Consider the following 24,113-nt stretch of genomic DNA (forward strand, 5'->3'; position numbering starts at 1 on the left):
CATTATTTTTCAAAAACCATATATTCAAAAGGCTGCAATGTAAATGCTGTTTGACTGGTAAAATCATGCTCCGTATCAGAAAACAGACTTCTGAAGATACCTAAAACATACGAATCTGTAAGGCTGAAATTAAGCTCCGCTTCTCTGGACATGTTAAGAATTACCAGAACCTCATCATCTCCATTTTTACGCAAATAAGAAAACACTTTACCCGGAGATGTATTCTGAAGCAGAATAGTTACAACATTGCTATCAGCACCTCTCAAAGCCGGATTATTAGACTTTAAAGTCAGCAGTTTTTTATAAAATGCTGCCATTTCATAAGTTCCGTTCCAAGGAATAGGATCTTTCTCAAAAAACTCCAGTCTTTTAGTTCTCAAAGGTAATTCCTGACCACTATAAATTAAAGGAATTCCGTCCCATGTAATACTGAACACGGCTAAAGCTTTGGCCATTTCACCATATTTCTCATACTCGGTACCATTCCAGCTGTTTTCATCGTGATTGGATGTAAACCAAGCCCGCATACTGGAATACTGAATATTTGAATATTGTTTTAACAGATTTATAAGATTCGAAAGCGGCAGATTGTTTTTATAAAAGTCTTCCGTAAGGTGCATCCATTTCCATGAATAACTGGCATCAAATGTCTTTCCGTACTCAGGATTTTCCAGTTCGTCGTATTCACCAATAAAAAATAAAGGTTTTATTTTCTCTGTTTCAGGGCGTGCCTGCTCCCAGAAATCAGCTTCTACCCAGGACGCCAAATCACATCTGAATCCGTCTATATCTGCTTCCCTTACCCAGAATTTCATTGCTTCAATCATTTCCCGACGCATTTCCTGATTTGTATAATCAAGCTCTATAATATCGTCCATACCTGAAGCTTTGTGAAAGCTTCCATCAGCATCATGCAGATAATATTCAGGATGCGTTTTGGTCCATATATGGTCCCACCCCGTATGATTGGCTACCCAGTCTATAATTACTTTAAAGCCTTGCTCATGCGCGGTATTCACAAGATCTTTAAAATTCTGTAAGGTTCCGAATTCCGGGTTGACAGATGTATAATCCTGTGCAGCATATGGGCTCCCCATGCTCCCTTTCTTCTGCTCCTGAGCAATAGGAGTAATGGGCATAAACCACAATACTTTTATTCCCATATCCTTTAGTCGGGGCAATTCCTTTTCAAAAGCTTTGAAAGTTCCTTCTTCTGTATATTGCCTTACATTAACTTCATAAATATTAGCTGTATGCTTCCAATCCGTTGATAATTGTCCAATCATAGTTTTTCAGGAATTGTATTTACATGAAATTGCACCGATATCAACAAAACAATTCTTGTCATCATTCAGGTGCCTAGTTGAAACTTCAAGATAATAAAAAAACCGGTTAAAAACCGGTTTAATATTTTTTAGATTTTATCGAGATCTTCTTCATCATAAAGATCGTCTCCATATCCTCCTTCTTCTTCTTCCTCGTCATCGTCAAAGTCATCGAAATCGTCTCCTTTAAAATCAGAAGAGATGTCTCCAAACTCATCATCTGCCATAGGCATTGCCATTTTACCACCTCCGTTACCAGATTTAGATGGTGCCTTTAATGGCATATTTCCAAATCTAAAAGCTGTGATAGGATAGTTAACTGCTGGCTTTTCTTCGATTATCTCCTGCAATTCGCAGAAGAATTCCCATAGGTCCAGAAGGCCATACTTGAAAAGCATTTTTGCTCCTTTCTCGGCAAATGCTTCATTTAAATAAATATCCGACATGGTTTCCCCATCTCCTTCATCTGACATATCTTCTAATGGGATTGCATTTCCTTCTGTCCATTCTTCATCTGAAAAATAAAAAGAAGAAAGCTCTTCTCCCTGCAGGCTGAAAGCACTTTTAATTCCTAAGTGCAAATTCCATAGAGTTTGTTTGTCCTTGATTTCTATATCACGGAAAACACTGTCTTTAGCATCTAAAATTACTCTTACTTTGTAAATCATTTTGGATTACTTGTCTATTTTACTTTACTGTTTAAATTAAGGTCTAAATTCAGCTACAAATATAAAACAGCGTTTGTATAAAAGAAGACTTTTTTTCAAAAATAATTTTTCCTATTTTCCGGCCCGATTATTTCACTAAATCGAGTCTAAAACTAAAGCTGGTTCCCTCCAAATAGACACTTTTAACATCTATATTCTTCTTATGGGCTTCCAGAATATGCTTTACAATGGCAAGTCCTAGTCCTGATCCGCCATCTTTACGGCTACGGCTGGATTCTACACGGTAAAAACGTTCAAAAATACGGGGAAGGCTTTCAGGTTTTATCCCCATTCCGTTATCCTTTACCTCAACAAGCACTTCATTACCTGTGATAATTGTATTTACAACAATCTGTGCTTTTTCCCGATTGGCATAATGGATAGCATTGGCCAAAAGGTTTATAAGTACCTGAGAGATCTTATTACGGTCTGCATTTACCATTACTGCGCTTTGTGAAGTCGTAAGCAAAAACTTAGCTCCCGTTTTGTGGGCTTCCAGATCCAGAAGATCGAAGATATCGCGGACAAGGATATTAATATCAAATTTGGATAAGGAAAGGCTTATCTGCCCTGATTCTAATCGACTGATCATATCCAGATCCTGAACAATATTCAGTATTCTCTCAACCGATTTATCAATCCTTTCTAAATATTTATCACGGATATTCATATCGTCCACTCCGCCATCCATTAATGTTTCTACATATCCCTGGATAGAAAACAGTGGTGTTTTCAATTCGTGGGCAACATTACCCAGGTATTCTTTACGGTAGTTTTCCATTTCCTTCATGGTTACCATTCTGGCATCTGCTTCTTCCCGCATCCCGGTAATTTTTTCTCCGAGTTCGGTAAAGGTGGTAGGATTTTCTTCCTGAATAAAATACTCCGGAAATGTCTGAGAGATTTTACGTATCTGCCGCTGATCGTAATTTCTGAAAAGGAAAACCAGAACCACATAATTGATTCCGGTAATTATAAGTAAGGCTATTATTACAAGTAATAATGTGATATTTCTGCTGTCGTAAAGGTGGTGAAATTTCTCATAAATCATGGCTATTGCCGCCATACAAAGCGTAAGAAATATTGCAGAAATAATTTTAACAGGGCTTACATTCATAGTGAAAAATTACACTACCAATTTATACCCGATACCTTTAAGAGTCTGAATGGTATCTATCCCTAATTTTTCTCTGAGTCTACGAATATGTACGTCGATGGTTCTTTCTCCAACAATAACATCATTACCCCAAACTTTTTCTAATATCTCGTCTCTTTTAAAGACTTTCTGAGTATTAGAAGCTAGTAAATAAAGTAAATCGAACTCTTTCTTTGGTAATAAAAACTGTTGAGTCCCTTTTGTTACTCTGAAGTTATCCTTGTCTATCGTAAGACTTCCGATTTTCAATTGTTGTGCCTGTGTTGCTACACGTGTTGTAAGTTCCATCAGTGCATTAACTTTCGAAATAAGTACTTTTGGCTTTATTACCTTCGTAATATAATCATTAGCACCTGCCTGGAAACCTGCTAGTTGAGAGAATTCTTCACCACGCGCAGAAAGGAAAATAATTAGCGTTTTTTCTAGCTCTTTAATGTTACGCAGATCCTGGCAAGTTTCTATTCCGTCTTTCTCAGGCATCATTACATCCAGAAGTATCATATCCGGAATAAGCTCTTTTGCTTTCTCAATTCCTTCTACTCCGTTTTTAGCGGTTTCAACCAAATATCCTTCTTTGGTTAGATTATAGGATAATAATTCTAAAATATCCGGTTCATCATCTATTAAAAGGATTTTTTTAGTGCTCATGTTTACTTTTTTAAAACCCAAAATTAACAAATTTTAATACATCAACCTCTCATTAACGATAATTTAATATTAACAACATTCTGTTAACACAAACTTAAAAAATACTTAAATATGGCTTAAAAAAAACTTAAACAATTCTTGGTTTCTTTGCCCCAATAAAATAAATGAAAAGTAAAATGAGAATAACTAAACTCTCAATTGGTGTTTTCTTCGCTTTTATTTCTACCACATCTTTAATGGCTCAGGCAACGCAAGATACCATTAAAAAGAATGAGGCTAAAAATATTGAAGGTGTAAAATTACAGGGCCAAAGGAACAAAAAAACCGAAACGGCTATTTTACAAGAGCAGAAAAAAGCTGTTATCCAAAAACAAGCCATGGGGGCTGAGGAGATTTCCAGAAAAGGAATTTCTAATATAGAACAGGGCTTAACCAAAATAACAGGGATAAATACCGTTGAGGGAAGAGGGCTTTTCGTACGGGGATTGGAAGAACGTTATAACTATCTTTTGATTAATGGACTTGGTTCTCCTTCTAATAACCCTTTCCAGAAGATTATTGCATTAAAGCAGTTTCCAACTGATGTTGTTGGTAAGCTTAATATCTACAAAACATTCAACTCTAATCTTTATGCAGACTTTGCAGGAGCTACATTTGAAATTGAAACGTTGAGTTTTGAGAAAGCTTTTACAAAAGTAGAATTTGGAATCGGAGTAAATACATTAAGCACTTTCAGAAATGATTTTAAAATAAGTGAGAATGCCAATACCATGAAAGGATATATTGGCCTTAATTCTCATGACAAACGCCTCCCTTCAGAAGTCAGAAATGATATTCCGAGCGGATACCGTTTCTCCAAAGACCAGTCCATTAATTCTTTTAAAGACAACTGGAATGTAGACAATGTAAAGTCTATGCCTAATACCAGCTTTGGGTTTACAACTGCACAAAAATTTAAAGCGGGAGAATCCGGAACTTTAGGTTTATTATTCTCTTTGAATCATGGAAGCAAATACAGATATCAAAATGGTGTTAAAAACCAGTTTATACCACTTGGGTCAAGTATTATTCTAAACAATGACCTCAACAGAAAAGAATATAGCTATGAATTAGAATCTTCTGTGTTATTAGGACTTGGTTATAAGAATAAAGGTACTAATATTAACTTTAACGGGATATTCTTACAAAACTCTGCAAATCTTATTCAGGATTATTTAGGTTATAGAAATAATGAAGTCCAGAACACTCAGTTTTTCAGAGTAAATCAACAAGATATTTCAAGATTTTTGGACTTGCAATTAACCGCTTCTCAGAAAATTGGAGAAAGGCACTTACTAAAGGCAGGAGCCAGTTGGGTAATCAATACATTTAGTCAACCAGACAGAAAGATTATTGATAACTCTAAACCAACTGGGAATCCGAATGAAGTTATGCTAAACTATGGTGGAAATAATCTTATCCGTCAGTATCTTGATGTAAATGGTAAAGATTATTTGTCTGCCTTTGCAGAATACTCAGTAGGGTTAGGTGAAAAAGGTGATAAAAAGGAGTTTCCTTGGACCCTTGCTGTGGGATATAATGGGTTCTTCGACAGAAGGAGTAATTCGTACAGGTTTATCTACGGATATCCAAACGACCTTTCACAGAGTACAGTACGTGTGAATATAGACAGACCACAGGAAGTCTTCAACCAGTCAATCAGAAACAATGCATTATACTACAGAGAAGATGCTTATTCATATGCATTCAAAAGTAATATTTATCAGTTTGTAAATGCTGGTTATCTAAATGTGAATTTCAAACCGTCCGAGAAATGGGATATACTAGTAGGCGGACGTGTTGAGAACAACATGAACATTACACGTTACAAGCAAGCCGGAGACAGAGCAACTGATCCATTCAGAAATCTAACGAAAAACCAATATTTTGTTCTCCCATCCTTAGCTGTAAAAATGGCTGTAAACGACAAATCTAATTTAAGATTTGCAGCCAGCAAAACTATTACCCGTCCTATTCTTATAGAATATATGCCAATTGTATATATCAATCCTGATAATGAGAATATTTTTGGTAATAAGGATCTAAAGAATAGTGAAAACTACAATTTGGACTTAAAATATGAGATTTTCCCTACCTCAAAAGAAATGTTTGCTGTAAATCTTTTTGCTAAAAGAATTGATAATGCTATTGAAAGATCTTTCATTACATCCGGAAACTCTAACGGGCAAACTATAACTTTTTATAATGCTAAAAAGGCAACATTGGCGGGGATTGAAATCGAGGGTTTAATGAACTTAAGTAGAATAAACGAAAATCTGAATAAGTGGAGCCTTGGTGCTAATGCAACATTTATGTATTCCAAAGTAACTAGAGGTGCAGATCAAACTGAAGAAACTGATGCTATTGCAAATAGAAACAGAACTTTACAAGGTGCTGCTCCATGGACCGTAAATGCTGATTTAAAATATGAGTTCAAAAACAGAAGCAATTTAACTCATACCGTGTCTTTAGTGTACAACGTATCCGGAAAGAAAATTTATGGTGTCGGATTCCAGAAGTTGGATAATATATACGAATTACCATTTCATCAGTTAGACGTCATTTATGCAGCTCAATTAACTAAAAACTGGAATTTAAAATTAGGAATTCAGAACATTCTGGACTCTACCTATAAACTAGATTTGGGGCCGGATAGTTTGATTCCGGTAGATGCAGCTTCATTGAGAATGACTGATTACAAAAGAGGAACAACATTTAATTTAACTATCGGATATACATTTTAATAACTAAAAAAAGATTTAACAATATGAAAAAGAACATTTTATCTCTATTAGCAATAGGCGTTTTATTTTCAATTAATTCATGTACAGTGGAAATTAATGAGGATAACGGAAACAATCCTAATGGAGGAGGTGGAACTGAAATCCCGGGAAATGTACTAAATGGAACTGGTACACTTAGTGGTACTATTACAAAAGATTTATTAGTAAAAAAGGGCAATTACAAACTTGAAGGTATTGTTACAATAGCTAATGGTGCAACACTTACGATTGAAGCCGGAGCTAACTTTACGGCAGTAAGCAGTGCTGGAAGTAGCTTGGTAGTTCTAAAGGGAGCTAAAATAAAAGCTGAAGGTACAGCAGACCAGCCTATCGTATTTACAACCGATACTAAAAAGCCAGGTGACTGGGGTGGTATTACAATCTATGGTAATGCTCCTATCAAAGCTTTAGGAGGCGGAGCAACTGCTCTTTCTGAAGACGGAAACAATCAATATTATGGAGGAGATGATGCTAATGATAATTCAGGAGTAATGCGTTTCGTAAGAGTTGAATATGGAGGTCGTAAAATTGGCGATGGTAAATCTGAGACTAACTCTTTTACATTCTATTCTACAGGGGCAGGGACTGTTCTAGAAAATCTTGTTGCATACAAAGGAACTGATGATGGTTTCGAATTCTTTGGAGGTACTGCAAGTGCTAAGAACCTTATCTCTTACGGTAACTACGATGATTCTTTCGACTGGCAGGATGCATGGTCAGGCCAGAATAATTCTAATTGGTATGCTTATCAAACAGAAGTAGGAAATTTCGGTATGGAGATCGAAGCTTCTTCTAATATAGATAATACTGCACCAAAAATTAATGGTATTACTTTAATAAGAGCTGCAGGAACAAAACCTGAAGTTGCAGGATCTGCAGAAATTTCAGCTATACAATTTAAAAAGCAAGGTTCGGGAATCTTCACTAATGTTTATGCTGAAGGTTATAAAGATTTGGATAAACAACAAGCTTTTGCAGTGTTAATTCAGGATAAAGCCACTGAAACTGATCAGTTTGCTAAGAAAAAAATTGAAGTCTCTCCTATTAATTATCTAAATTCTGATAATTTAGGTGTTTGGGGTTACGCTTATACAGATGTTGCAAACCCAATAAAATTCACAGCAGATACTAAGATTCAAAAATCTCAATTTGTATCAGGAGCATGGGCAATTGTAGACGGTGTAGATTTATTAGCGCCATTAAAAAAATAATCAATTTTTATTCATAAGTTCAAATTCAAAAAATCCCGAAGTTATATGACTTCGGGATTTTATATTATCTATTTAAAGATTTTTTTGAATCTGTATTTAATCTTCATCTTCAAACTGTTCCAGAAAATAGGAGAAAGTGAAGCCCTCAACATTTTCTTCTGCATCTTCCATCGTCTCCAACAAATCTTCAAAAGTCTCCAGCTGGTCTACACTAAGATTAACGAACTCTATATGCAAAGGCATTTCCAAATCACCTGTTAATACATCATACAGACCATCCAGATTGTCTCCGAAATAATCAGGTAACGGAAGTTTTTCCTTTAGTTGTTCGTAAAATTCTTCATAGTCACCTATCTGACTAAAATCTATGAATACTTCTTTCATTTGTTTCTATTCGTTATTTCTGTTCAAAACTTTTATAATGATCTTTACTTATAAATACCAATCCGTCGTTACTAAATACCATACGCTCAGCATCTCTTCTTCCGCAATCGTAGTTTACATCGGCTTCAAAGTATTTTCTGCCATTTTCTTTGGGCAGCTTTCCCTCTCTGTTTCCAAAGTAATCCCCACCAATTGCCTTGCCTGGTAAAACATCACAAAGATTTCCTTTAGATGGTTCCCAGCCTTTTTCTCTGGCTTCTCTTTTAGTGATATAGTAATCAGGCAGTTTTTTATTTTTTTTCACATAATCTGCTACAACCTTCTCATTTGTTAGTGTAGCTATATCTGTCTGGGTATTTTTAGAAGTTGCAGGATCGTAATTTACCACCTCATCGGTAGTAGGCATTCTCTTTCCTGTATTTTTGTTAATCAGAGACATCACTCCTATTCCTGCTGTAAAAGCAACAACGAAAAGAAGCATAATCTTTAAAAACTTAGAGTTCATTCTTTTATAGTTTATAGTTGTTGATTATCAGCATTTGTTTTCTCCGAATACTGACTCTCAATCTCTATTTATTAATTCAATAATGTTTCCGGAATTTCACAGACTGGTATCGGATTTATTTTATGCAGAGTTGCTCTGTGCAATTTATCATAAATCTGAAAAACTTCTTTTTCTCTCCCCGAAAAATCATCAGCTTTATGGGTATTATAAACACTCATTGCCCATTCCAATTCAGGATAAGAAGCTCCCATTTGTTGTTCATCAGTTCTTTCTTCATCCCATAATCCATCTGTAGGAATTGCTTTTTGTATACTTTCTACAATATCCAGATGTCTTGCTACTTCATATACCTGTGTTTTTACCAGATCTGCAATCGGACTGATATCCACCCCGCCATCACCGTACTTAGTGAAAAAGCCTACACCAAAATCTTCTATTTTATTTCCTGTACCGGTAACTAAAAGATTATGAATCTGCCCGTAATAGTATAAAGTAATCATACGCAAACGGGAACGGGAATTGGCTAAAGCCAGCTGCTCATTTGGAAAATCTGCATCATTTACATCTATCTGACTCTGAAAAGTATCGAATGTAGGGGTAAGATCTACTCTAAAACCATCTACATTAGGAAATTTGTTTTTCAGAAAATCAATATGCTCCTGAGCTCGGTTCACCTGATCTTCTTTCTGACGGATAGGCATTTCTAAAACCAAAGTTTTCATACCTGTCATCGCTGCTAGCGTAGAAACTACTGCCGAATCAATTCCGCCGGATACTCCGACTACGAAACCTTTCATGCCTGCTTTTTCCGCATAGTTCTTCAGCCATGCTACAATATGTTCTATAACTTTTTCTGATTGCATATTTTATTTAGTTCTGTTTGTAATTTTCTCTCTCTAGCTTATACCAGTAACACAGATCACCGTTGTCCAAGAAAGTTCCCAGCTCCTCAAAGCCTAACTTCCGCAGAACACGATTAGATCCTGTATTTTCGGTAACTGCCATTGCATATACGATGTCTGTTTTTATGCTATCAAATGCATAATTCAAGGCTGCTATCGCCGTCTCTGTGGCATAACCTTTTCCCCAGTATTCCGGCAAAAAACGATATCCTAGTTCATAAACATTCTTCATACCGTTTATCTCACTCGTCAGATATTTTAGCCCACTCCATCCAATAAAGAGATTGCTGCTTTTCTCGATTACCGCAAGTCTTCCTACACCATTTTCTTTATACTGTTTTTGTATAAATTCAATCATTTTACGGCTATGTCCAATTTCTGTAGAGACTACACCACCGACGTACTTCATCACTTCGGGATTAGAGTCTAAAAGAAAGAGACCTTCTGTATCTGTTTCTTCAAATGGTCTCATTATTAATCGGTTGGTTTCTAACTGCACTTTGTCCTTAGAATTTATTATTTTTGCACATTAAAATATAATGTAAAAGTAAAGAAGTTTTTCGAAAACTTTTATATCTGTTTTTCCTTTTGGTAAGGTTTTATTTTCCTTATCAGTAATATAAACAGATAACAGATTCAATTTCGGAAACTAATCGGATTAAACAGACTGTAGAAATTATGAGACAAACACAGATATCTATCAATGTAGAACTAGACGAAAATCACGTACCGGAAAAACTAACATGGAATGCTCAGGACGGAGGTATCGACAACCAGGAAACTAAAGCTGTCATGATCTCTGTATGGGATGAAAAGAAACATGAAGCGCTACGTATAGACTTATGGACAAAAGAAATGCCTGTTGACCAGATGAAGATGTTTTTCCATCAGATTCTTGTTTCATTAGGCCATACTTATGAAAGAGCTACCGGCGAAGAAGATGTTGCTGAAAAAGTAATGGAATTTGCTGAGGAGTTTGCTGCTCTTGCAAAAATCAAAGGATAACAAACACAAACCAACACCAAATATTAATATGAAAAAAACATTTTTAGTACTAAGCATACTCTCTTTATTTGCCTGTCAGAAAAAGACAGAAACTAAAGAAATAAACGCTAAAGATAGTATCACTATAAAAAAAGATACTGTAAAGGCTGATAAAACAACTATTCCGGCTGCACAATTAAACGTCGTGGATTTTAAACCGGATGAGATTCCTGCTGAAATGCTAAAGGGCAGTACACATCCATATGATATGGAAGGAGAATCTATTATGGAGTTGGTACCAAGTATGAAAGATTTTATCAAAGGGACTCCTTTAAATGTTGTTTATATTGATCTTTCTCTGAAAAAAGCTTTTATAAAAGCAGATGGTAAGATTGTTACTCTTAAGGAAACCGGAGAAGATCAGTATGCCAATAACGAGTATAAACTGTCTTTTACATCTAAAACTCCTGAAAAACTACCTCAGGAAATAGAGGTTGTAACGTATGCTTACGAAGGAAAAATAACAATTATCAGAAATTCTGACCAAAGTACAGTAGTAAGAGACTATTTTGCCGCAGGTCTTTAAATACAAATAAAAAATGAAATTCAATACTAAAGTAATTCATGGAAACCAACATGCTGAACCACATACAGGTTCTGTAAATGTACCGGTATTCCTTACTTCAACTTTCGCACAAAAAAGCCCCGGACAATTACGTGCAGGATATGAATATTCCCGTGGTGCAAACCCAACACGTCAGGCATTAGAAGATGCCCTGGCAAGTATAGAAAACGGAGCCAGAGGTTTAGCTTTCGGTTCAGGTCTTGCTGCTATCGACTGTGTACTGAAGTTATTAAATCCTGGTGATGAAGTTATTGCTGTAGACGATCTTTATGGTGGTACTTACAGAATGTTTACCCGCCTTTTTGAAAAATATCAGTTAAAGTTTACGTTCGTTAATTTTGATGATGTTTCAAAAATAGCTGGTCTTATCAATGATAAAACAAAACTAATCTGGTTGGAAACACCAACTAATCCTTTAATGAAGTTGGTAGACATTAAAGCGGTTGCAGATCTTATCCAGGGGAAAGATATTCTTTTAGCTGTAGACAATACTTTTGCATCACCATACCTTCAGCAGCCTTTAGATTTAGGTGCAGATATCATTATGCATTCTGCTACTAAATATCTTGGAGGTCACTCTGATGTTGTTGCAGGAGCGTTGGTTGCTAAAACGGAAGAATTAGGAGAAAAACTACACTTCATCCAGTTTGCATCCGGAGGTATTTTAGGTCCACATGATTCTTACTTAGTACTAAGAGGTATTAAAACTTTAGCATTGAGAATGCAAAGACATTCTGAAAACGGAATCAAAGTTGCTCAATTCCTTGAAAAACACCCAGCTATTGAACAAGTATTTTATCCAGGATTAGAAAGTCATTCACAACATGATTTAGCTAAAAAACAAATGAAAGACTTTGGCGGAATGGTTTCTTTTACCTTCAAGTCCGGTAAAAAAGAAGACTCTGTTAAGTTCCTGGAAAATCTTCGTGTTTTCACATTAGCGGAATCTCTTGGAGGTGTAGAGTCTTTAGCAAATCACCCTGCAATGATGACACACGCGTCTATTCCTGCTGAAAAACGTGCAGAACTAGGTATTACTGATGATCTTGTACGTCTGAGCGCTGGTATCGAAGATATCGAAGATCTTTTACGAGACTTGGAGCAGGCTCTGAATGCTATATAAGCCCGTTGGCAAAAAATTATAATTAAATATCATTAGAGGCGGGCAAAAACCCGTCTCTACTATAAAAATAAATGGAACAGATAATCAACATACTAAAATCCGGAGGCACTATTGTATACCCTACCGATACGATATGGGGAATTGGCTGTGATGCTACTAATATCGAAGCGATAAAAAAAATCTACGATATAAAGCACCGTGATGCTAATAAATCTATGATCATCCTTGTAGAAAATGAACGCCGCCTTCAGGAACTGGTAGAAGTACCTGAACTGGCATGGGAAATGATGGATCTTAGCGAAAAACCTATTACCTTTATCTATGACAATCCTAAAGGCCTACCAAAAGAGCTTTTAGCAGAGGATGGCAGTATAGGAATTCGTCTGGTAAAAAATGATTTTTGTAAGAAACTTATCTCCAAACTCAACAAGCCATTAGTATCTACCTCTGCTAATCTTAGTGGCAACAAAAGTCCGCTGAAATTTGCAGACATAGATTCTGATATTCTGAAAAAGGTTGACTATGTTGTAGAAGAGTTTCACGATGTTGTTTCTGAATACCCTGGATCATCCGTGATTAAAATCGGTCAGGATGGTAAAATAAAAATCATTAGAGAATAACGAAAAGATATATTTTGAAGATCAATCTTAACCAAAATAAACACTTAAAAATATTCAAACTGGTCTCTGAGGCTGCAGAAAAAAATGCGCAATCTGCTTATATAGTAGGCGGATATGTTCGTGATTTGCTTATGCAACGGAAGGATCCAACAGATATCGATTTTGTAACGGAGAGCAGCGGAATCAAACTTGCAGAAACCGTAGCAGAAAATATCAATCCCAAACCTAAGGTTTCTGTTTTCAAAACCTATGGTACAGCTATGATTAAATATCAGAATCTCGATCTGGAATTTGTTGGAGCACGTAAAGAGAGTTATAATGAAAACAGCCGCAATCCGGAGGTAGAAGTCGGCACATTGGAAGATGACCAGAAGCGTCGGGATTTTACTATTAATGCAATGGCAATATCTCTGGGGAAGGAAAATTTCGGAGAACTGATTGATCCTTTCAACGGAATGCAGGATTTAAGCGATAAAATTCTTCGCACCCCTTTGGAACCATCACAAACCTATTCTGATGATCCTTTGCGTATGATGCGCGCTATAAGATTTGCGTCTACTCTTAATTTCAGAATTGAAGACAATTCATTAAAGGCTATTAAGCAGGAAGCTAAGCGTATAGAAATTGTATCTATGGAACGCATTATGACAGAGTTCAACAAAATAATGCTTTCCGAAAAGCCCTCTATAGGATTGAGTCTTTTGGAGAAAACAGGACTTTTCGATATTATTCTTCCTGAAATCACAGCTCTTAAGGGGATAGAAGAAAAAGAAGGACAAACCCACAAAGACAATTTCTATCATACACTGGAAGTTGTAGACAATATTTCTGTAAATACAGACAATCTATGGCTGCGTTGGGCTGCATTGCTCCATGATGTAGGAAAAGCGCCTACCAAGAAATTCACACCTGAACAGGGATGGTCTTTCCACGGTCATGAGTTTCTGGGCTCTAAAATGGTAAAAACACTATTCCAAAGACTGAAACTTCCTTTAGGCACTGAAATGAAGTATGTACAAAAAATGGTAAAGCTATCTTCCCGTCCTATTGCCCTTATTACGGATGATACATCAGATAGTGCATTAAGAAGACTTCTCTTTGACGCAGGAAAGGACCTTGAAGATCTTTTCACCTTATGTAAAGCTGATATTACGACTAAAAATTCGAGCAAACAGAAACGTTTCAAGAAAAATTTCGAGTATGTAGAACAAAAAATAAAGGAAGTAGAAGAGAAAGATCATGTACGCAATTTCCAGCCTCCTATCTCGGGAGAAGAAATTATGGAAATGTTTTCTTTAAAGCCCGGTAAGGAAATTGGTATTCTGAAAGAAAAAGTGAAAGAAGCTATTCTGGAAGGAGAAATTCCAAACGAAAAAGAAGCTGCCAGAATTTTTGTTATAGAACAAGCCTCATTGATAGGCGTTGAAATAAAAAAGTAAATAGATAAAGCGTTTCAGAAAATTGAAACGCTTTATTTTGTAGATATTTTAGGAAGGCTAATTATCATACATGGATTATCCTAATTAAAAGAAACCCTGAAATGAATCACACTCAAAATCTAATCAAGGATACCCGCCACAGACCCTGGGAACTGCCAAAAGGAAAATGGCAATATTATCAGGAGTGGAATGATGCTTTATTCCTGCATTTTGAAGTAGATTTCAATTTGCTTAGAAAGCTTGTCCCTGAAAATTTAAATATTGATAGCTTCGAAGGAAAATATTACATCTCTGTTGTGGCCTTTAAAATGGAAAAAATACGTCCGAGAAATCTTCCTTCAGTAGGATTTATTTCAGATTTCTACGAGATAAATGTCCGTACTTATATCAACAATGACGATAAGCAGGGCGTGTATTTTCTTAATATTGAAGCCGAAAAACAACTTTCTGCTTTTGTAGCAAGAACATTATCAGGATTGCCTTATGAAAAATCTGAGATCAAACGCAGTACTGAAAGTTATAGCAATAGAAATACAAAAAAGAGATTCTCTCTCATAGCGAACTTTGAGCCTCGTGAAAGAATAGAGAACAAAACAGCTTTCGATTTATGGTTAACTGAGAGATATTGTTTATATCTTATCAAAGATCAGAAAACCTTAAGATATGAGATACATCACGCAGAATGGCCATTGCATTCTGTTAATCATTCAGATTTATCTTTAAATTATGGTTTTGAGGCAATTAATTTAAATGCTGAAAAAGTTATTGCCAGCCACTACTCACCCGGAGTAAAAGTACTTTCCTGGAAAGCAGAAAAGCTCTAAACTAAATAAACAGAAAATAAAACCCGCATCAGAATCTGATGCGGGTTTTTAATGTATCAATTAGAAATTAAAATTAAGCCTTGTAAAGACATAGCGTCCGTTCATTCCGAACTGCGATGTAGATCTGGTATATACAAACTGATCGTTATTAGAAGATACCGGAAGGTTTCTGGAAGGATACACATCGAATACATTATTGGCTCCGAGTGTTAAACTGATATTTTTTGTAAATCCATAAGCTACAGAAAGATCTGTAATTACTCTGTCGGACATAATCTGGTGAGTATCTGGTTGTACAATTATATCTGCACCTGTAACTTTACCATAGTAAGTGTTTCTTACATACACATCTAACTTACCAAATTGTAAAGTATGTGCAAGACTCGCCTTCACTCTCGGTACAGCCTCCTCCAAGTAAACTCTGGATTTTTCAGAAAAATATACATTATCCAAACCTGCATTATGCAATAAATCTGATGAATGAATATCTCCTACTCTTTTCGTTTTATTCAGGTTAATCGCAAAATCATTTTTCAAAGAGAATCCAGGTGTTTTATAGTTATGACTGATTACAATATCTACTCCACGGGTCTCAGTATCTATAGCATTAGCAAAAAACTGAGCTCCATCAACACCTAAAGCATTCATAGTGTTGTTTACTTCTTGTTGTTCAGGAGTAAGATTTGTTCCTTTAAACTTAGAAAATAAGTCTGTAAGTACAATTCTGTTCTTTACTTTAATCCAATAGCCATCAGCTGTAATATTCAGGTTTAAGGCCGGGATTTTATAGGTAAATCCTGCACTTACAGATTGAGAGGTTTCCTGCTTTAGTTTCGGTATGCCAAAACCTCTTGCAATTTGAGAGTCATTACTAAATGTTCCTACTTCCTGAATTTCTCCTATTGGATTTCCAGGTATTGTAACATATAAGCTGGATGTTGTATTATAATAAATCTGGTGAATAGATGGCGCTCTGAATCCTGTAGATCCAGCAAATCTAAAGTTAAGATCCTTCGTCAACTTTATACGTGAAGCTAGCTTGAAATTTACCGTATTCCCAAAATCTGAATAATTTTCATAACGTACAGCTCCGTCTACCAATAACCAGTTGGTAAAGTTAACTTCTGCATCTGCATAGGCAGCATAAGAATTACGATTTTTACTTACTGCATTCACACTTCTGTATCCGCTAAATACCTGTGATCCTCCAGGCAATGCATTACCAAAAAAGTCTGTTGGTCTTAGTTGATTTACATAGTCTGTAACCGGATTTCCATTAATATCATAGGTTAGATAAGAAGCCGGCTCCCCTTCATTTATTTTAAAATTCTCATGTCTTTGCTCACCACCAAAAGCAAAGTTTAATCCCTCAAAAACATCAAACTTCTTACTAAAGTCCAGGTTTATTGTATTTTGTAAAAATCTAAGTCCCCCTGCTTTAAATTTACTCGGAGAATTAAATCTTAAACTGGTATTTCCTGTATTACTAATTGTATAATCAAAAGAGTTTTGCCCAAAAGTATTACTAAAATCTACATTCCAGCCATCCCATGTTCCCTTTACACCTGCAGAAAGCGATACATCCTGTATATCTGTATTAATCTTAGGTAAATAACCATCTAAATAAAGCCCTGTAAATGTTCTGGACTGATTTGGCTTTCTAAAGAAACCTCCCGAAGTTCCGTATCTGTATCCATAGCCACCGAATGTATATACTTTCCAGGTATCACTTAACGGGATTTCAGCATTTACAAAAATCTGATTGTTGTTCAGCTTGGACTGCCCAACCCACATATTAAAGTCACGTCTGTCTTGTCCTCTGTAGGCTAATTCCTGATCTGTATAATTATTTCCTAAAAGCCCCTGAAGTGTCGAAATATTACCAGCATTCTGAATTTGTTGCTGGTAGGCATTATCAAAATAATTTACTTTTTGTGCATACTGTTTTATAACTCCAATCAATTGTTGCTGTTGCTGGCTGTTAAGCTGATCCATACGTGTAAAATATGATGAAAGGTTTACACCTCCTTCAGCAGCTCTCTTTTCAATAGCATTATAGGCATTGTATATATTTCCGCTTTCAGCACCTGCTCTGAAAGTTGGATTACGATACTGGGAAGAAAAAGTCACATTAACAAATCCTCCTTTTTTACCCACTTTAGCACCATAGTTTAAATCCACCTGAATCTGATCACCATCCCAGTTGCCTGTATGATTCTTGGCTGCATCTGTTAAGTAACCGCCATAACTAATCTGTCCTGTAAGTTTCCCTGTATCTCTTTTTAACTGTAAATTCATAACCCCGGCAATAGCATCGGATCCGTATTGTGCAGAAGCACCATCACGCAATACCTCGATTCTGCTTAAAGCAAAAGAAGGGATAGCATTAAGGTCTGTTCCTACAGTACCTCTTCCGGGAGAACCATTTACATTGATTAAAGCTGAAGTATGTCGTCTTTTACCATTAACCAACACCAAAACCTGGTCTGGTCCCAGGCCTCTTAATTGTGCCGGATCCAAATGGTCAGTACCATCTGCATTGGTTTGTACTGTAGATGTAAAAGATGGTGCTACAGCATTAAGAATTTGGTTAATATTGGTTTGTGGTAATACTAAAGATGTTTCTTTAAGATTGAAAACATCCACCGGAACCGGGCTATCTGCTTTGGAGCGCCCTCCGGAACGTGAACCTACAATAACAACCTCATCAATATTTTTATCTTTAAGGCTGTCCTTTTTTGTTTCCTGCCCATATACCTGTCCAAAACCGACAAAAAACAGAACAGAAGCTGTAAGTACAACTCTGGATTTTTTTTCAGTCAAAATGTTTTTCTTTATCATATTCTAATATTTTTCGATTAAAAAACCTCATTAGTAAAGCTAATGAGGCATTGCATTATATCTTTACTTATTTTCCCTTTCGGCTGAATGTAACACCTTACCTTTCGGCAGGTTGTCAAGACTTCATAGGTTCAGTTCCCTCCGTCTTTCTTAATAAGCTATTAATTCTGTGAAATAATTTCGGTACAAAGATATAAAAAATCTAAAATACTACAAATCTGATAGGAGTTATTTTATTCTTTTATTTTTGACTTAAACTTTGACTGAAATCTATCCCATTCATCTCTTGTCTTTATCGTTTTATAAGCTTCTGTAGAAATAAGGCTCAGATAGGGTTCCATTTCTTTCGGGGTAAAGAACCCCATAAGATTTGTAATCTGCATATAATCTTCGTCCATAAAAACCGTAGATGGGTAAGAGTATATATTCATGAATCTTGCAAACTCATGCTGCACTCCTCTGCCCGGTGTTTTTTTAAAATTAGGATTGTCAAAATCTCTTCCGTTAAAAAACAATTTTTCTTTCCCTTCAGCATTAAATTTTACCGGATAAAAGTTATCATTGATAAATTTAGAAATAATTGGGTTTGTATAAGTCTGATTGTCCATCATTTTACAAGGCCCGCACCAGTCTGCATAAAAGTCAATTAAAATCTTCTTAGGCTTTTTCTTCATAGCATCCATAGCATCAGTCATCGTCATCCATTTAACCTGACTATATCCAAAGCTTATAAAAAGTATACTGAAAAATAAAATTATTCTCTTCATCTTATTCAAATTTAGGCATTGTTGTGAATATATTAACGCACTTCCTGCATTAATTTTTTCACCAATGGCGATATCAAAATCAGTACCACACCTGCAATTAATGCATAGACTCCCAACATTTTATATCCTTCTGTATAAGTCATTAATGATTCTGCCGGTCCTGCATTTTCTTTAGCCTGAGCCATTCCTGCACCAATAAGTCCCGCAACATACTGACCATATGCAGAAGCCAGGAACCACATCCCCATCATAATCCCTTGCAGCCTTGCCGGGGATAATTTTGTCATAATCGATAATCCTATTGGTGACAAACAAAGCTCACCAAATGTAATAACCAATAATGCCAGAGTAAATATATTAAGAGAAGAAACTCCATTAACAGAAAAGAATCTTGTCGCAAATAATACATAATACCCTAATCCTAAAAATATAAAACCTAGTCCAAATTTGATAATCGTATTGGGTTCAACTCTTTTTTTACCTAACCACAGCCATAATAACCCGAATAAAGGTGCCAATAAAATAATAAAGAAAGCTCCTCCCGAATTATTTACTCCGTTGGGATCTGCTGTAATACCCAGCAAAGAATCATTCAGGTTTTTAGCTGCGAAAATACTCATAGAGCCTCCGCTCTGCTCATAAATTCCCCAGAAAATAATGGAGAAGATAATAAATACTAAAGCTGCAATTAATTTCTTTCTTTCAGCAACCGTAACTTTGGTCATCTCATAAAACAAGTAGATTAAAGTTAGTGGCCCGATTGTGTACATAAAATAATCGGTATACTCGGTTTTGGAAACCATAATCTGAATAAGAGGAATGAATAATAATGTTCCTCCATATACAGCATATTCTGCCCATTTAGGCAACGGTTTTGTTTTTACAATAGCATCAGGATGCCCTGGTTGTAATCCAATTGGTCCTAAGCGACGCTTTGTAAAATTAAAATTGATAAGACTGGCTAACATTCCTATAGCTGCCAAACCAAAAGCTACATTCCAACGGTGCGGTTCCTCGATTACGGAAGAAAGCATATAACCTTTCCCTATAGCTACACAAACATAACCTCCCAGAAAAGCGCCCAGATTAATTCCGGCATAAAATAAAGAGAAACCAGCATCTGTACGGTGGTCTCCATCTTTATAAAGCTCTCCTACCATTGTAGAAATATTTGGTTTGAAAAAACCAGTTCCGATAATGATGAAGGCTAATCCGAAAAAGAAAAATTTGTGGGGATCTATTGCCAGAAGTATACTTCCAACAATCATTAAAGAACCTCCCCAGAATAAAGATTTACGGAAACCTAATATTTTGTCCGCAAAAAGTCCGCCTACAAATGTAAACGCATATACAAATGCCTGCGTGGCACCATATTGTAAATTTGCCTGCACTTCTGCAAAATTTAGCTGGTGTATCATAAAAAACACCAACATCCCCCTCATTCCGTAGAAACAAAAACGCTCCCACATTTCAGAAAAGAAAAGGCTCCAGATCTGTCTTGGATATTTTCCTTTAAAATCCTGAATTTGTTCTAATGTTAAACTCATTAATCATTACATATTTAATTAATCTCCGTGAAGTTGTTTTTTAATAAAAAACAATCCGACCAAATTACAAAAAAACCTCTGATTGCTCAGAGGTTTTTATAATTATCTTCTAGTGAATAGGTCTAATTTTATTTTATACCATTCATCATTTTCTTTAAAAGAGGTGATATTAAAGCTAATACTACAGATGCAATACCACATAGTACAACAAATACCATAAAGAATTCAAATAAGTTATGAATCTCAAATCCGGCAAAAGTATGATTCTCTAACGGGATCTGATTCTTCGTTAACAAATCTGTCTGCTCTGCTGTAAGCGTAACCTTCTTGTCTAAAACATCCTGAAGATTAACCCCCAATTCCTGGGCTTTTTTGAATTTATCTCCCGTAGCAGGAAGGATAGACCCTAAAATACCTGCTAAAGCATAACCAGCAGCGTTAGAGATAAAGAATACCCCGTATAACAATGAAGCAAATCTCTTAGGAGCTAATTTACCTACCAATGAAAGTCCGATAGGAGATAAGCAAAGCTCACCGCAAGTCTGGATAAAGTATAGTAATATTAACCACTTAATAGCCAGTAATCCTGAACTACCAAGATCTTTTACATTGTGTGCAATAATAAAGTAAGACAATGCAATCAGTGCAAGTCCAAATGCTTGTTTCAATGGAGAAACCGGCTCTTTACCTGCAGCTCTTAACTTATCCCATAATAAACTGAAAGGTACCGCTAAAAGAACTACAAATATTCCGTTAAAGATCTGCACCATAGATGCAGGCATCTGCCATCCGAATAAGAATGTTCTGTCTGTCTGGTTAGAAGCTATAAAGGTTAGTGATGAACCTGCCTGTTCGAATGCAGCCCAGAAGAAAATAATAAAGAACGAAATAATATAGATTACTAAGATTCTCTGTGTTTCTACTTTTGTAAGTGTTTTATCTAATAAAATAAGAACAGCAAGCGATATCCCCGATGCATAAATAATAGGATAAATAATACCTTTTACTAATGTTCCGATCTCGAAGCTGCTAAAGAAAATTTCATCTACCAAAAGGTATCTGAATCCAAAGAACAACGCAACCAAAAGTACAAGGAATACAGCCAAAGATGAACCAGTAAATTTAGCCTGCTCTATAACCTCTCCTTCTGCAGTATTTTTAGAGGGTACACCACCAATTGGCTTACCTTCTGGTGTAACTACATATTTATTTTTAAGGATGAAGAACAATACAGTTCCTAAGACCATAGCAATACCTGCCATTAAATATCCCCACTTGAATGCAAATACATCCTGTTTTCCGTCTACAACAACATCTGCAAACATTGGTACAAAATACTGGCTTAAAAGTGCCCCGATGTTGATACCCATGTAGAAAATAGTAAATGCTGAGTCTAGTTTAGTTTTCTCTTGTGGCGGATATAAACTTCCTACCATAGAAGAAATATTCGGTTTAAAGAATCCGTTCCCGAATATAATGACAAGTAATCCTAGCCAGAATACACTCTTGGAAGATTCCAGCCCTGTATCGAAAATACAAGCACTATAGAACAGGAGTAACTGCCCTATAGCCATTAAAGATCCTCCTAAGATGATACAATTCCTGTTACCTAAATACTTATCTGAAATAAATCCACCTAAAAGTGGTGTTAAATAGCAAAGTGCCAAGAAACCTCCATAAATGATCGAGGCATTCGATTCACCAAGCATAAGGGCATGAACCATGAAAAGCGTAAGAATAGCACGCATTCCGTAGAAGTTAAAACGCTCCCACATTTCTGTGCCGAACAATACCCATAAACCTTTTGGATGTCTCGACTGAGATTGAACTGTCTCCATATTTTATTTAATGTTAACTTTTGTTAAGATGAGCAAATATAGTTTTTTTTAGTATGTAAGCCGGAATAATATTCAATATTACACTTTGTTGTAACATATTTTCAGTTAATTATATTCCGAAAAAAACTATAAAAAAGAAAAACCATCCTATATATCGGATGGTTTTTATCCGGACAACTTTTAGTTTAGTCCTTTCTCTTTCATTACTTTATTTAAGAATTTCAGCATTAATAAGCCTATGAAGAAGGCAAAAATTAACAATCCGAAATTCACTAAGAAATAGTATTCTTTATTCTCGTAGTTGTACCATGTACTTGCCAAAATACCGGAAAGCTTATTCCCTACGGAGTTAGCCAGGAAGAATCCTCCCATCATTAACGCTGTAATCCTTGGTGGAGAAAGCTTGGATACTATGGATAATCCCATTGGTGAGAGACACAATTCTCCTACCGTTACGACTCCGTAGCTGGCAACAAGCCATAAAGCAGAAACTTTCACGGCACCATTACTTGCGATATAGGCTGCTCCTACCATTACCAGACAGGACAATGCTGTTATAAACAGCCCCAGCACAATCTTGGTTGGTGTAGAAGGCTCTTTCTTTTTCCTTCGTAATAAAGTCCAGAACCCTACGACAACAGGTGTGAGCACAATTACCCAGAAAGGATTAATAGACTGGAAAAGCTCTGTATTGTAGAGATAGACATTCTTATTTTCTCCCGATTCCAGCTCTGCGCGTTTTTCTGGAGTGATATTTTTGAAATAAACATCCTTTCCTTGCTCTTTTACAGTCTTACCGTCTGCATCTTTCTGTGCACGGAACTGATCATCGTATGCTGTAACCTCTTTAGTCTCATAGCTTTTAGTTTCAACAAGATAGATATTTTCCAATGGTTTTTCAACTGCCGCCGGAACCGTTCTGTCAGTATAATAATTAGCCCAACGGGTAAGGGCTGTTCCATTCTGTTTAAAAATTGCCCAGAAGAACATAGAGACCATAAATATTAATAACAACGCTCCAATTGGTCTCTTTTCATCAGACTTCGCTTTAAGGTATAATGAAATATAGAAATAGATTACGGGGATACATGCAAAGATAAAGGCATCTGTATTATCACTCCCGAAAATATTCCCCGGAATAACCCATCCAATAACTCCGGCAACAATTGCAGGAACAAATACTTTGATCAGTACATCGGATATTTTGGTATCTCCTTTTTCTGCAGGCTTCATTTCAGTTGCATGGCGGATATGTCTTCTGCCCAGACTAAAGATTACCAAACCTAGTAACATTCCTACACCAGCCGTAATGAAGGCTTCTCCCCATCCGAATTTGTTACGCATAAAGGCAGCAATAATATTACAGATAAATGCCCCGATATTAATCCCCATATAGAAGATATTATAACCCGAGTCTTTATTGGCTTTGTAAGGTTCTTCACTGTAAAGGTTCCCCAATACAGTAGAAATTGTTGGCTTAAAGAAACCGTTCCCGACAATAATTAACGCCAGGGAAGTATAGAAAAGTCCTGGTTCTTTGAAAAGTCCCAGACCGATGTATCCGGCAGCCATTAAAATCCCGCCGAGATAGATAGATTTAATATATCCTAAAACACGGTCTGCAAGGAAACCTCCCAGAAACGGTGTAAGATAAGTTAATGCAATATAAGTCCCGAAAATGTCATCAGCCATTTTATCAGGGAATCCCAATCCTCCTTTTGCTCCTTCCGGATCAATCATATACAATACGAAAATTCCAAGGATCAGGTAATAACCAAAACGTTCCCACATTTCGGTAAAAAATAAGTAGGGTAAGCCTTTAGGATGCTTGCTCTTCATTCTTTT

Annotated in this window: 21 protein-coding genes and 1 riboswitch; of the genes, 8 read left to right on the forward strand and 13 right to left on the reverse strand. The window is 36.1% G+C overall.

Annotation, left to right across the window (positions count from 1 at the left end):
• Positions 1-2: 2 nt before the first annotated feature.
• The 4 genes from AYC65_RS11130 to AYC65_RS11145 form a co-directional block, all read right to left on the reverse strand.
• Positions 3-1,286, reverse strand: coding sequence for an alpha-amylase family glycosyl hydrolase (locus AYC65_RS11130; RefSeq protein WP_034871051.1), 1,284 nt, complete (start codon positions 1,284-1,286; stop codon positions 3-5).
• A gap of 128 nt (positions 1,287-1,414) precedes the next feature.
• The gene (locus tag AYC65_RS11135; RefSeq protein ID WP_034871052.1) at positions 1,415-1,993 is read right to left on the reverse strand and encodes an IS1096 element passenger TnpR family protein; all 579 of its coding nucleotides are present in this window, start codon (positions 1,991-1,993) and stop codon (positions 1,415-1,417) included.
• A gap of 127 nt (positions 1,994-2,120) precedes the next feature.
• On the reverse strand, positions 2,121-3,149 hold the full coding sequence (locus AYC65_RS11140) for a sensor histidine kinase (RefSeq protein WP_034871053.1): 1,029 nt from the start codon (positions 3,147-3,149) through the stop codon (positions 2,121-2,123).
• A 9-nt stretch (positions 3,150-3,158) separates the two neighbouring features.
• Complete coding sequence (locus tag AYC65_RS11145; protein WP_009085400.1) at positions 3,159-3,836, reverse strand: response regulator transcription factor; 678 nt, start codon at positions 3,834-3,836, stop codon at positions 3,159-3,161.
• A 176-nt stretch (positions 3,837-4,012) separates the two neighbouring features.
• Between AYC65_RS11145 and AYC65_RS11150 the strand changes: the two genes are divergently transcribed.
• Positions 4,013-6,619, forward strand: coding sequence for a TonB-dependent receptor plug domain-containing protein (locus tag AYC65_RS11150; protein WP_034871156.1), 2,607 nt, complete (start codon positions 4,013-4,015; stop codon positions 6,617-6,619).
• A gap of 23 nt (positions 6,620-6,642) precedes the next feature.
• Positions 6,643-7,869, forward strand: coding sequence for a hypothetical protein (locus AYC65_RS11155; protein WP_034871054.1), 1,227 nt, complete (start codon positions 6,643-6,645; stop codon positions 7,867-7,869).
• 96 nt (positions 7,870-7,965) lie between these two features.
• Here AYC65_RS11155 and AYC65_RS11160 read toward each other — a convergent pair whose 3' ends face one another.
• From AYC65_RS11160 to AYC65_RS11175, 4 genes are all read right to left on the reverse strand, one after another.
• Positions 7,966-8,253 (reverse strand): barstar family protein, encoded by a 288-nt coding sequence (locus AYC65_RS11160; protein ID WP_034871055.1) that lies wholly within the window; start codon positions 8,251-8,253, stop codon positions 7,966-7,968.
• Positions 8,254-8,266: 13 nt separating this feature from the next.
• Positions 8,267-8,758, reverse strand: coding sequence for a ribonuclease domain-containing protein (locus AYC65_RS11165; protein WP_034871056.1), 492 nt, complete (start codon positions 8,756-8,758; stop codon positions 8,267-8,269).
• 71 nt (positions 8,759-8,829) lie between these two features.
• A complete protein-coding gene (nadE, locus tag AYC65_RS11170) occupies positions 8,830-9,621 on the reverse strand; it encodes an NAD(+) synthase (protein ID WP_034871057.1) in 792 nt (263 codons plus the stop codon).
• A gap of 7 nt (positions 9,622-9,628) precedes the next feature.
• Complete coding sequence (locus AYC65_RS11175; protein ID WP_034871058.1) at positions 9,629-10,132, reverse strand: GNAT family N-acetyltransferase; 504 nt, start codon at positions 10,130-10,132, stop codon at positions 9,629-9,631.
• A gap of 206 nt (positions 10,133-10,338) precedes the next feature.
• Between AYC65_RS11175 and gldC the strand changes: the two genes are divergently transcribed.
• The 6 genes from gldC to AYC65_RS11205 all read left to right on the forward strand — a co-directional run bounded on the left by gldC (position 10,339) and on the right by AYC65_RS11205 (position 15,275).
• Positions 10,339-10,665, forward strand: coding sequence for a gliding motility protein GldC (gene gldC / locus AYC65_RS11180; RefSeq protein ID WP_034871059.1), 327 nt, complete (start codon positions 10,339-10,341; stop codon positions 10,663-10,665).
• A 28-nt stretch (positions 10,666-10,693) separates the two neighbouring features.
• Positions 10,694-11,230, forward strand: coding sequence for a hypothetical protein (locus AYC65_RS11185; protein WP_034871157.1), 537 nt, complete (start codon positions 10,694-10,696; stop codon positions 11,228-11,230).
• Between the two features lie 13 nt (positions 11,231-11,243).
• On the forward strand, positions 11,244-12,392 hold the full coding sequence (locus AYC65_RS11190; protein WP_034871060.1) for a cystathionine gamma-synthase: 1,149 nt from the start codon (positions 11,244-11,246) through the stop codon (positions 12,390-12,392).
• A 71-nt stretch (positions 12,393-12,463) separates the two neighbouring features.
• A complete protein-coding gene (locus AYC65_RS11195) occupies positions 12,464-13,012 on the forward strand; it encodes an L-threonylcarbamoyladenylate synthase (protein WP_034871061.1) in 549 nt (182 codons plus the stop codon).
• A 14-nt stretch (positions 13,013-13,026) separates the two neighbouring features.
• A complete protein-coding gene (locus tag AYC65_RS11200; RefSeq protein ID WP_078674590.1) occupies positions 13,027-14,451 on the forward strand; it encodes a CCA tRNA nucleotidyltransferase in 1,425 nt (474 codons plus the stop codon).
• Positions 14,452-14,552: 101 nt separating this feature from the next.
• Positions 14,553-15,275, forward strand: coding sequence for a YqjF family protein (locus AYC65_RS11205; RefSeq protein ID WP_034871063.1), 723 nt, complete (start codon positions 14,553-14,555; stop codon positions 15,273-15,275).
• A gap of 60 nt (positions 15,276-15,335) precedes the next feature.
• Here AYC65_RS11205 and AYC65_RS11210 read toward each other — a convergent pair whose 3' ends face one another.
• The 5 genes from AYC65_RS11210 to AYC65_RS11230 all read right to left on the reverse strand — a co-directional run bounded on the left by AYC65_RS11210 (position 15,336) and on the right by AYC65_RS11230 (position 24,107).
• Positions 15,336-18,116 carry a TonB-dependent receptor plug domain-containing protein gene (locus AYC65_RS11210; protein WP_078674589.1) on the reverse strand — a complete coding sequence of 927 codons (2,781 nt, stop codon included), beginning with the start codon at positions 18,114-18,116 and terminating at the stop codon, positions 15,336-15,338.
• A 64-nt stretch (positions 18,117-18,180) separates the two neighbouring features.
• Positions 18,181-18,276: riboswitch (SAM riboswitch) on the reverse strand.
• A gap of 73 nt (positions 18,277-18,349) precedes the next feature.
• Entirely contained in the window at positions 18,350-18,883 is a 534-nt protein-coding gene (locus tag AYC65_RS11215) for a thioredoxin family protein (protein ID WP_034871064.1), read from the reverse strand.
• Positions 18,884-18,915: 32 nt separating this feature from the next.
• Positions 18,916-20,430: a peptide MFS transporter gene (locus AYC65_RS11220; RefSeq protein ID WP_034871065.1), complete on the reverse strand. Its 1,515-nt coding sequence runs from the start codon at positions 20,428-20,430 to the stop codon at positions 18,916-18,918.
• Between the two features lie 128 nt (positions 20,431-20,558).
• Entirely contained in the window at positions 20,559-22,268 is a 1,710-nt protein-coding gene (locus AYC65_RS11225; protein WP_034871066.1) for a peptide MFS transporter, read from the reverse strand.
• Positions 22,269-22,448: 180 nt separating this feature from the next.
• Positions 22,449-24,107: a peptide MFS transporter gene (locus tag AYC65_RS11230; RefSeq protein ID WP_078674592.1), complete on the reverse strand. Its 1,659-nt coding sequence runs from the start codon at positions 24,105-24,107 to the stop codon at positions 22,449-22,451.
• Positions 24,108-24,113: the final 6 nt, after the last annotated feature.

Source organism: Elizabethkingia bruuniana (genome assembly GCF_002024805.1).
In the GTDB taxonomy this organism is placed as follows: Bacteria; Bacteroidota; Bacteroidia; order Flavobacteriales; family Weeksellaceae; genus Elizabethkingia; species Elizabethkingia bruuniana.

Excerpts from the sequence above, each read along its gene's own strand:
- AYC65_RS11130 (WP_034871051.1), bottom strand. The coding sequence starts at position 1,286 with ATGATTGGACAATTATCAACGGATTGGAAGCATACAGCTAATATTTAT.
- AYC65_RS11165 (WP_034871056.1), bottom strand. The coding sequence starts at position 8,758 with ATGAACTCTAAGTTTTTAAAGATTATGCTTCTTTTCGTTGTTGCTTTT.
- AYC65_RS11185 (WP_034871157.1), top strand. The coding sequence starts at position 10,694 with ATGAAAAAAACATTTTTAGTACTAAGCATACTCTCTTTATTTGCCTGT.
- AYC65_RS11230 (WP_078674592.1), bottom strand. The coding sequence starts at position 24,107 with ATGAAGAGCAAGCATCCTAAAGGCTTACCCTACTTATTTTTTACCGAA.
- AYC65_RS11160 (WP_034871055.1), bottom strand. The coding sequence starts at position 8,253 with ATGAAAGAAGTATTCATAGATTTTAGTCAGATAGGTGACTATGAAGAA.
- AYC65_RS11175 (WP_034871058.1), bottom strand. The coding sequence starts at position 10,132 with ATGAGACCATTTGAAGAAACAGATACAGAAGGTCTCTTTCTTTTAGAC.
- AYC65_RS11210 (WP_078674589.1), bottom strand. The coding sequence starts at position 18,116 with ATGATAAAGAAAAACATTTTGACTGAAAAAAAATCCAGAGTTGTACTT.
- gldC (WP_034871059.1), top strand. The coding sequence starts at position 10,339 with ATGAGACAAACACAGATATCTATCAATGTAGAACTAGACGAAAATCAC.
- AYC65_RS11190 (WP_034871060.1), top strand. The coding sequence starts at position 11,244 with ATGAAATTCAATACTAAAGTAATTCATGGAAACCAACATGCTGAACCA.
- AYC65_RS11215 (WP_034871064.1), bottom strand. The coding sequence starts at position 18,883 with ATGAAGAGAATAATTTTATTTTTCAGTATACTTTTTATAAGCTTTGGA.
- AYC65_RS11195 (WP_034871061.1), top strand. The coding sequence starts at position 12,464 with ATGGAACAGATAATCAACATACTAAAATCCGGAGGCACTATTGTATAC.
- AYC65_RS11225 (WP_034871066.1), bottom strand. The coding sequence starts at position 22,268 with ATGGAGACAGTTCAATCTCAGTCGAGACATCCAAAAGGTTTATGGGTA.
- AYC65_RS11155 (WP_034871054.1), top strand. The coding sequence starts at position 6,643 with ATGAAAAAGAACATTTTATCTCTATTAGCAATAGGCGTTTTATTTTCA.
- AYC65_RS11140 (WP_034871053.1), bottom strand. The coding sequence starts at position 3,149 with ATGAATGTAAGCCCTGTTAAAATTATTTCTGCAATATTTCTTACGCTT.
- AYC65_RS11205 (WP_034871063.1), top strand. The coding sequence starts at position 14,553 with ATGAATCACACTCAAAATCTAATCAAGGATACCCGCCACAGACCCTGG.
- AYC65_RS11145 (WP_009085400.1), bottom strand. The coding sequence starts at position 3,836 with ATGAGCACTAAAAAAATCCTTTTAATAGATGATGAACCGGATATTTTA.
- AYC65_RS11150 (WP_034871156.1), top strand. The coding sequence starts at position 4,013 with ATGAGAATAACTAAACTCTCAATTGGTGTTTTCTTCGCTTTTATTTCT.
- AYC65_RS11220 (WP_034871065.1), bottom strand. The coding sequence starts at position 20,430 with ATGAGTTTAACATTAGAACAAATTCAGGATTTTAAAGGAAAATATCCA.
- AYC65_RS11135 (WP_034871052.1), bottom strand. The coding sequence starts at position 1,993 with ATGATTTACAAAGTAAGAGTAATTTTAGATGCTAAAGACAGTGTTTTC.
- nadE (WP_034871057.1), bottom strand. The coding sequence starts at position 9,621 with ATGCAATCAGAAAAAGTTATAGAACATATTGTAGCATGGCTGAAGAAC.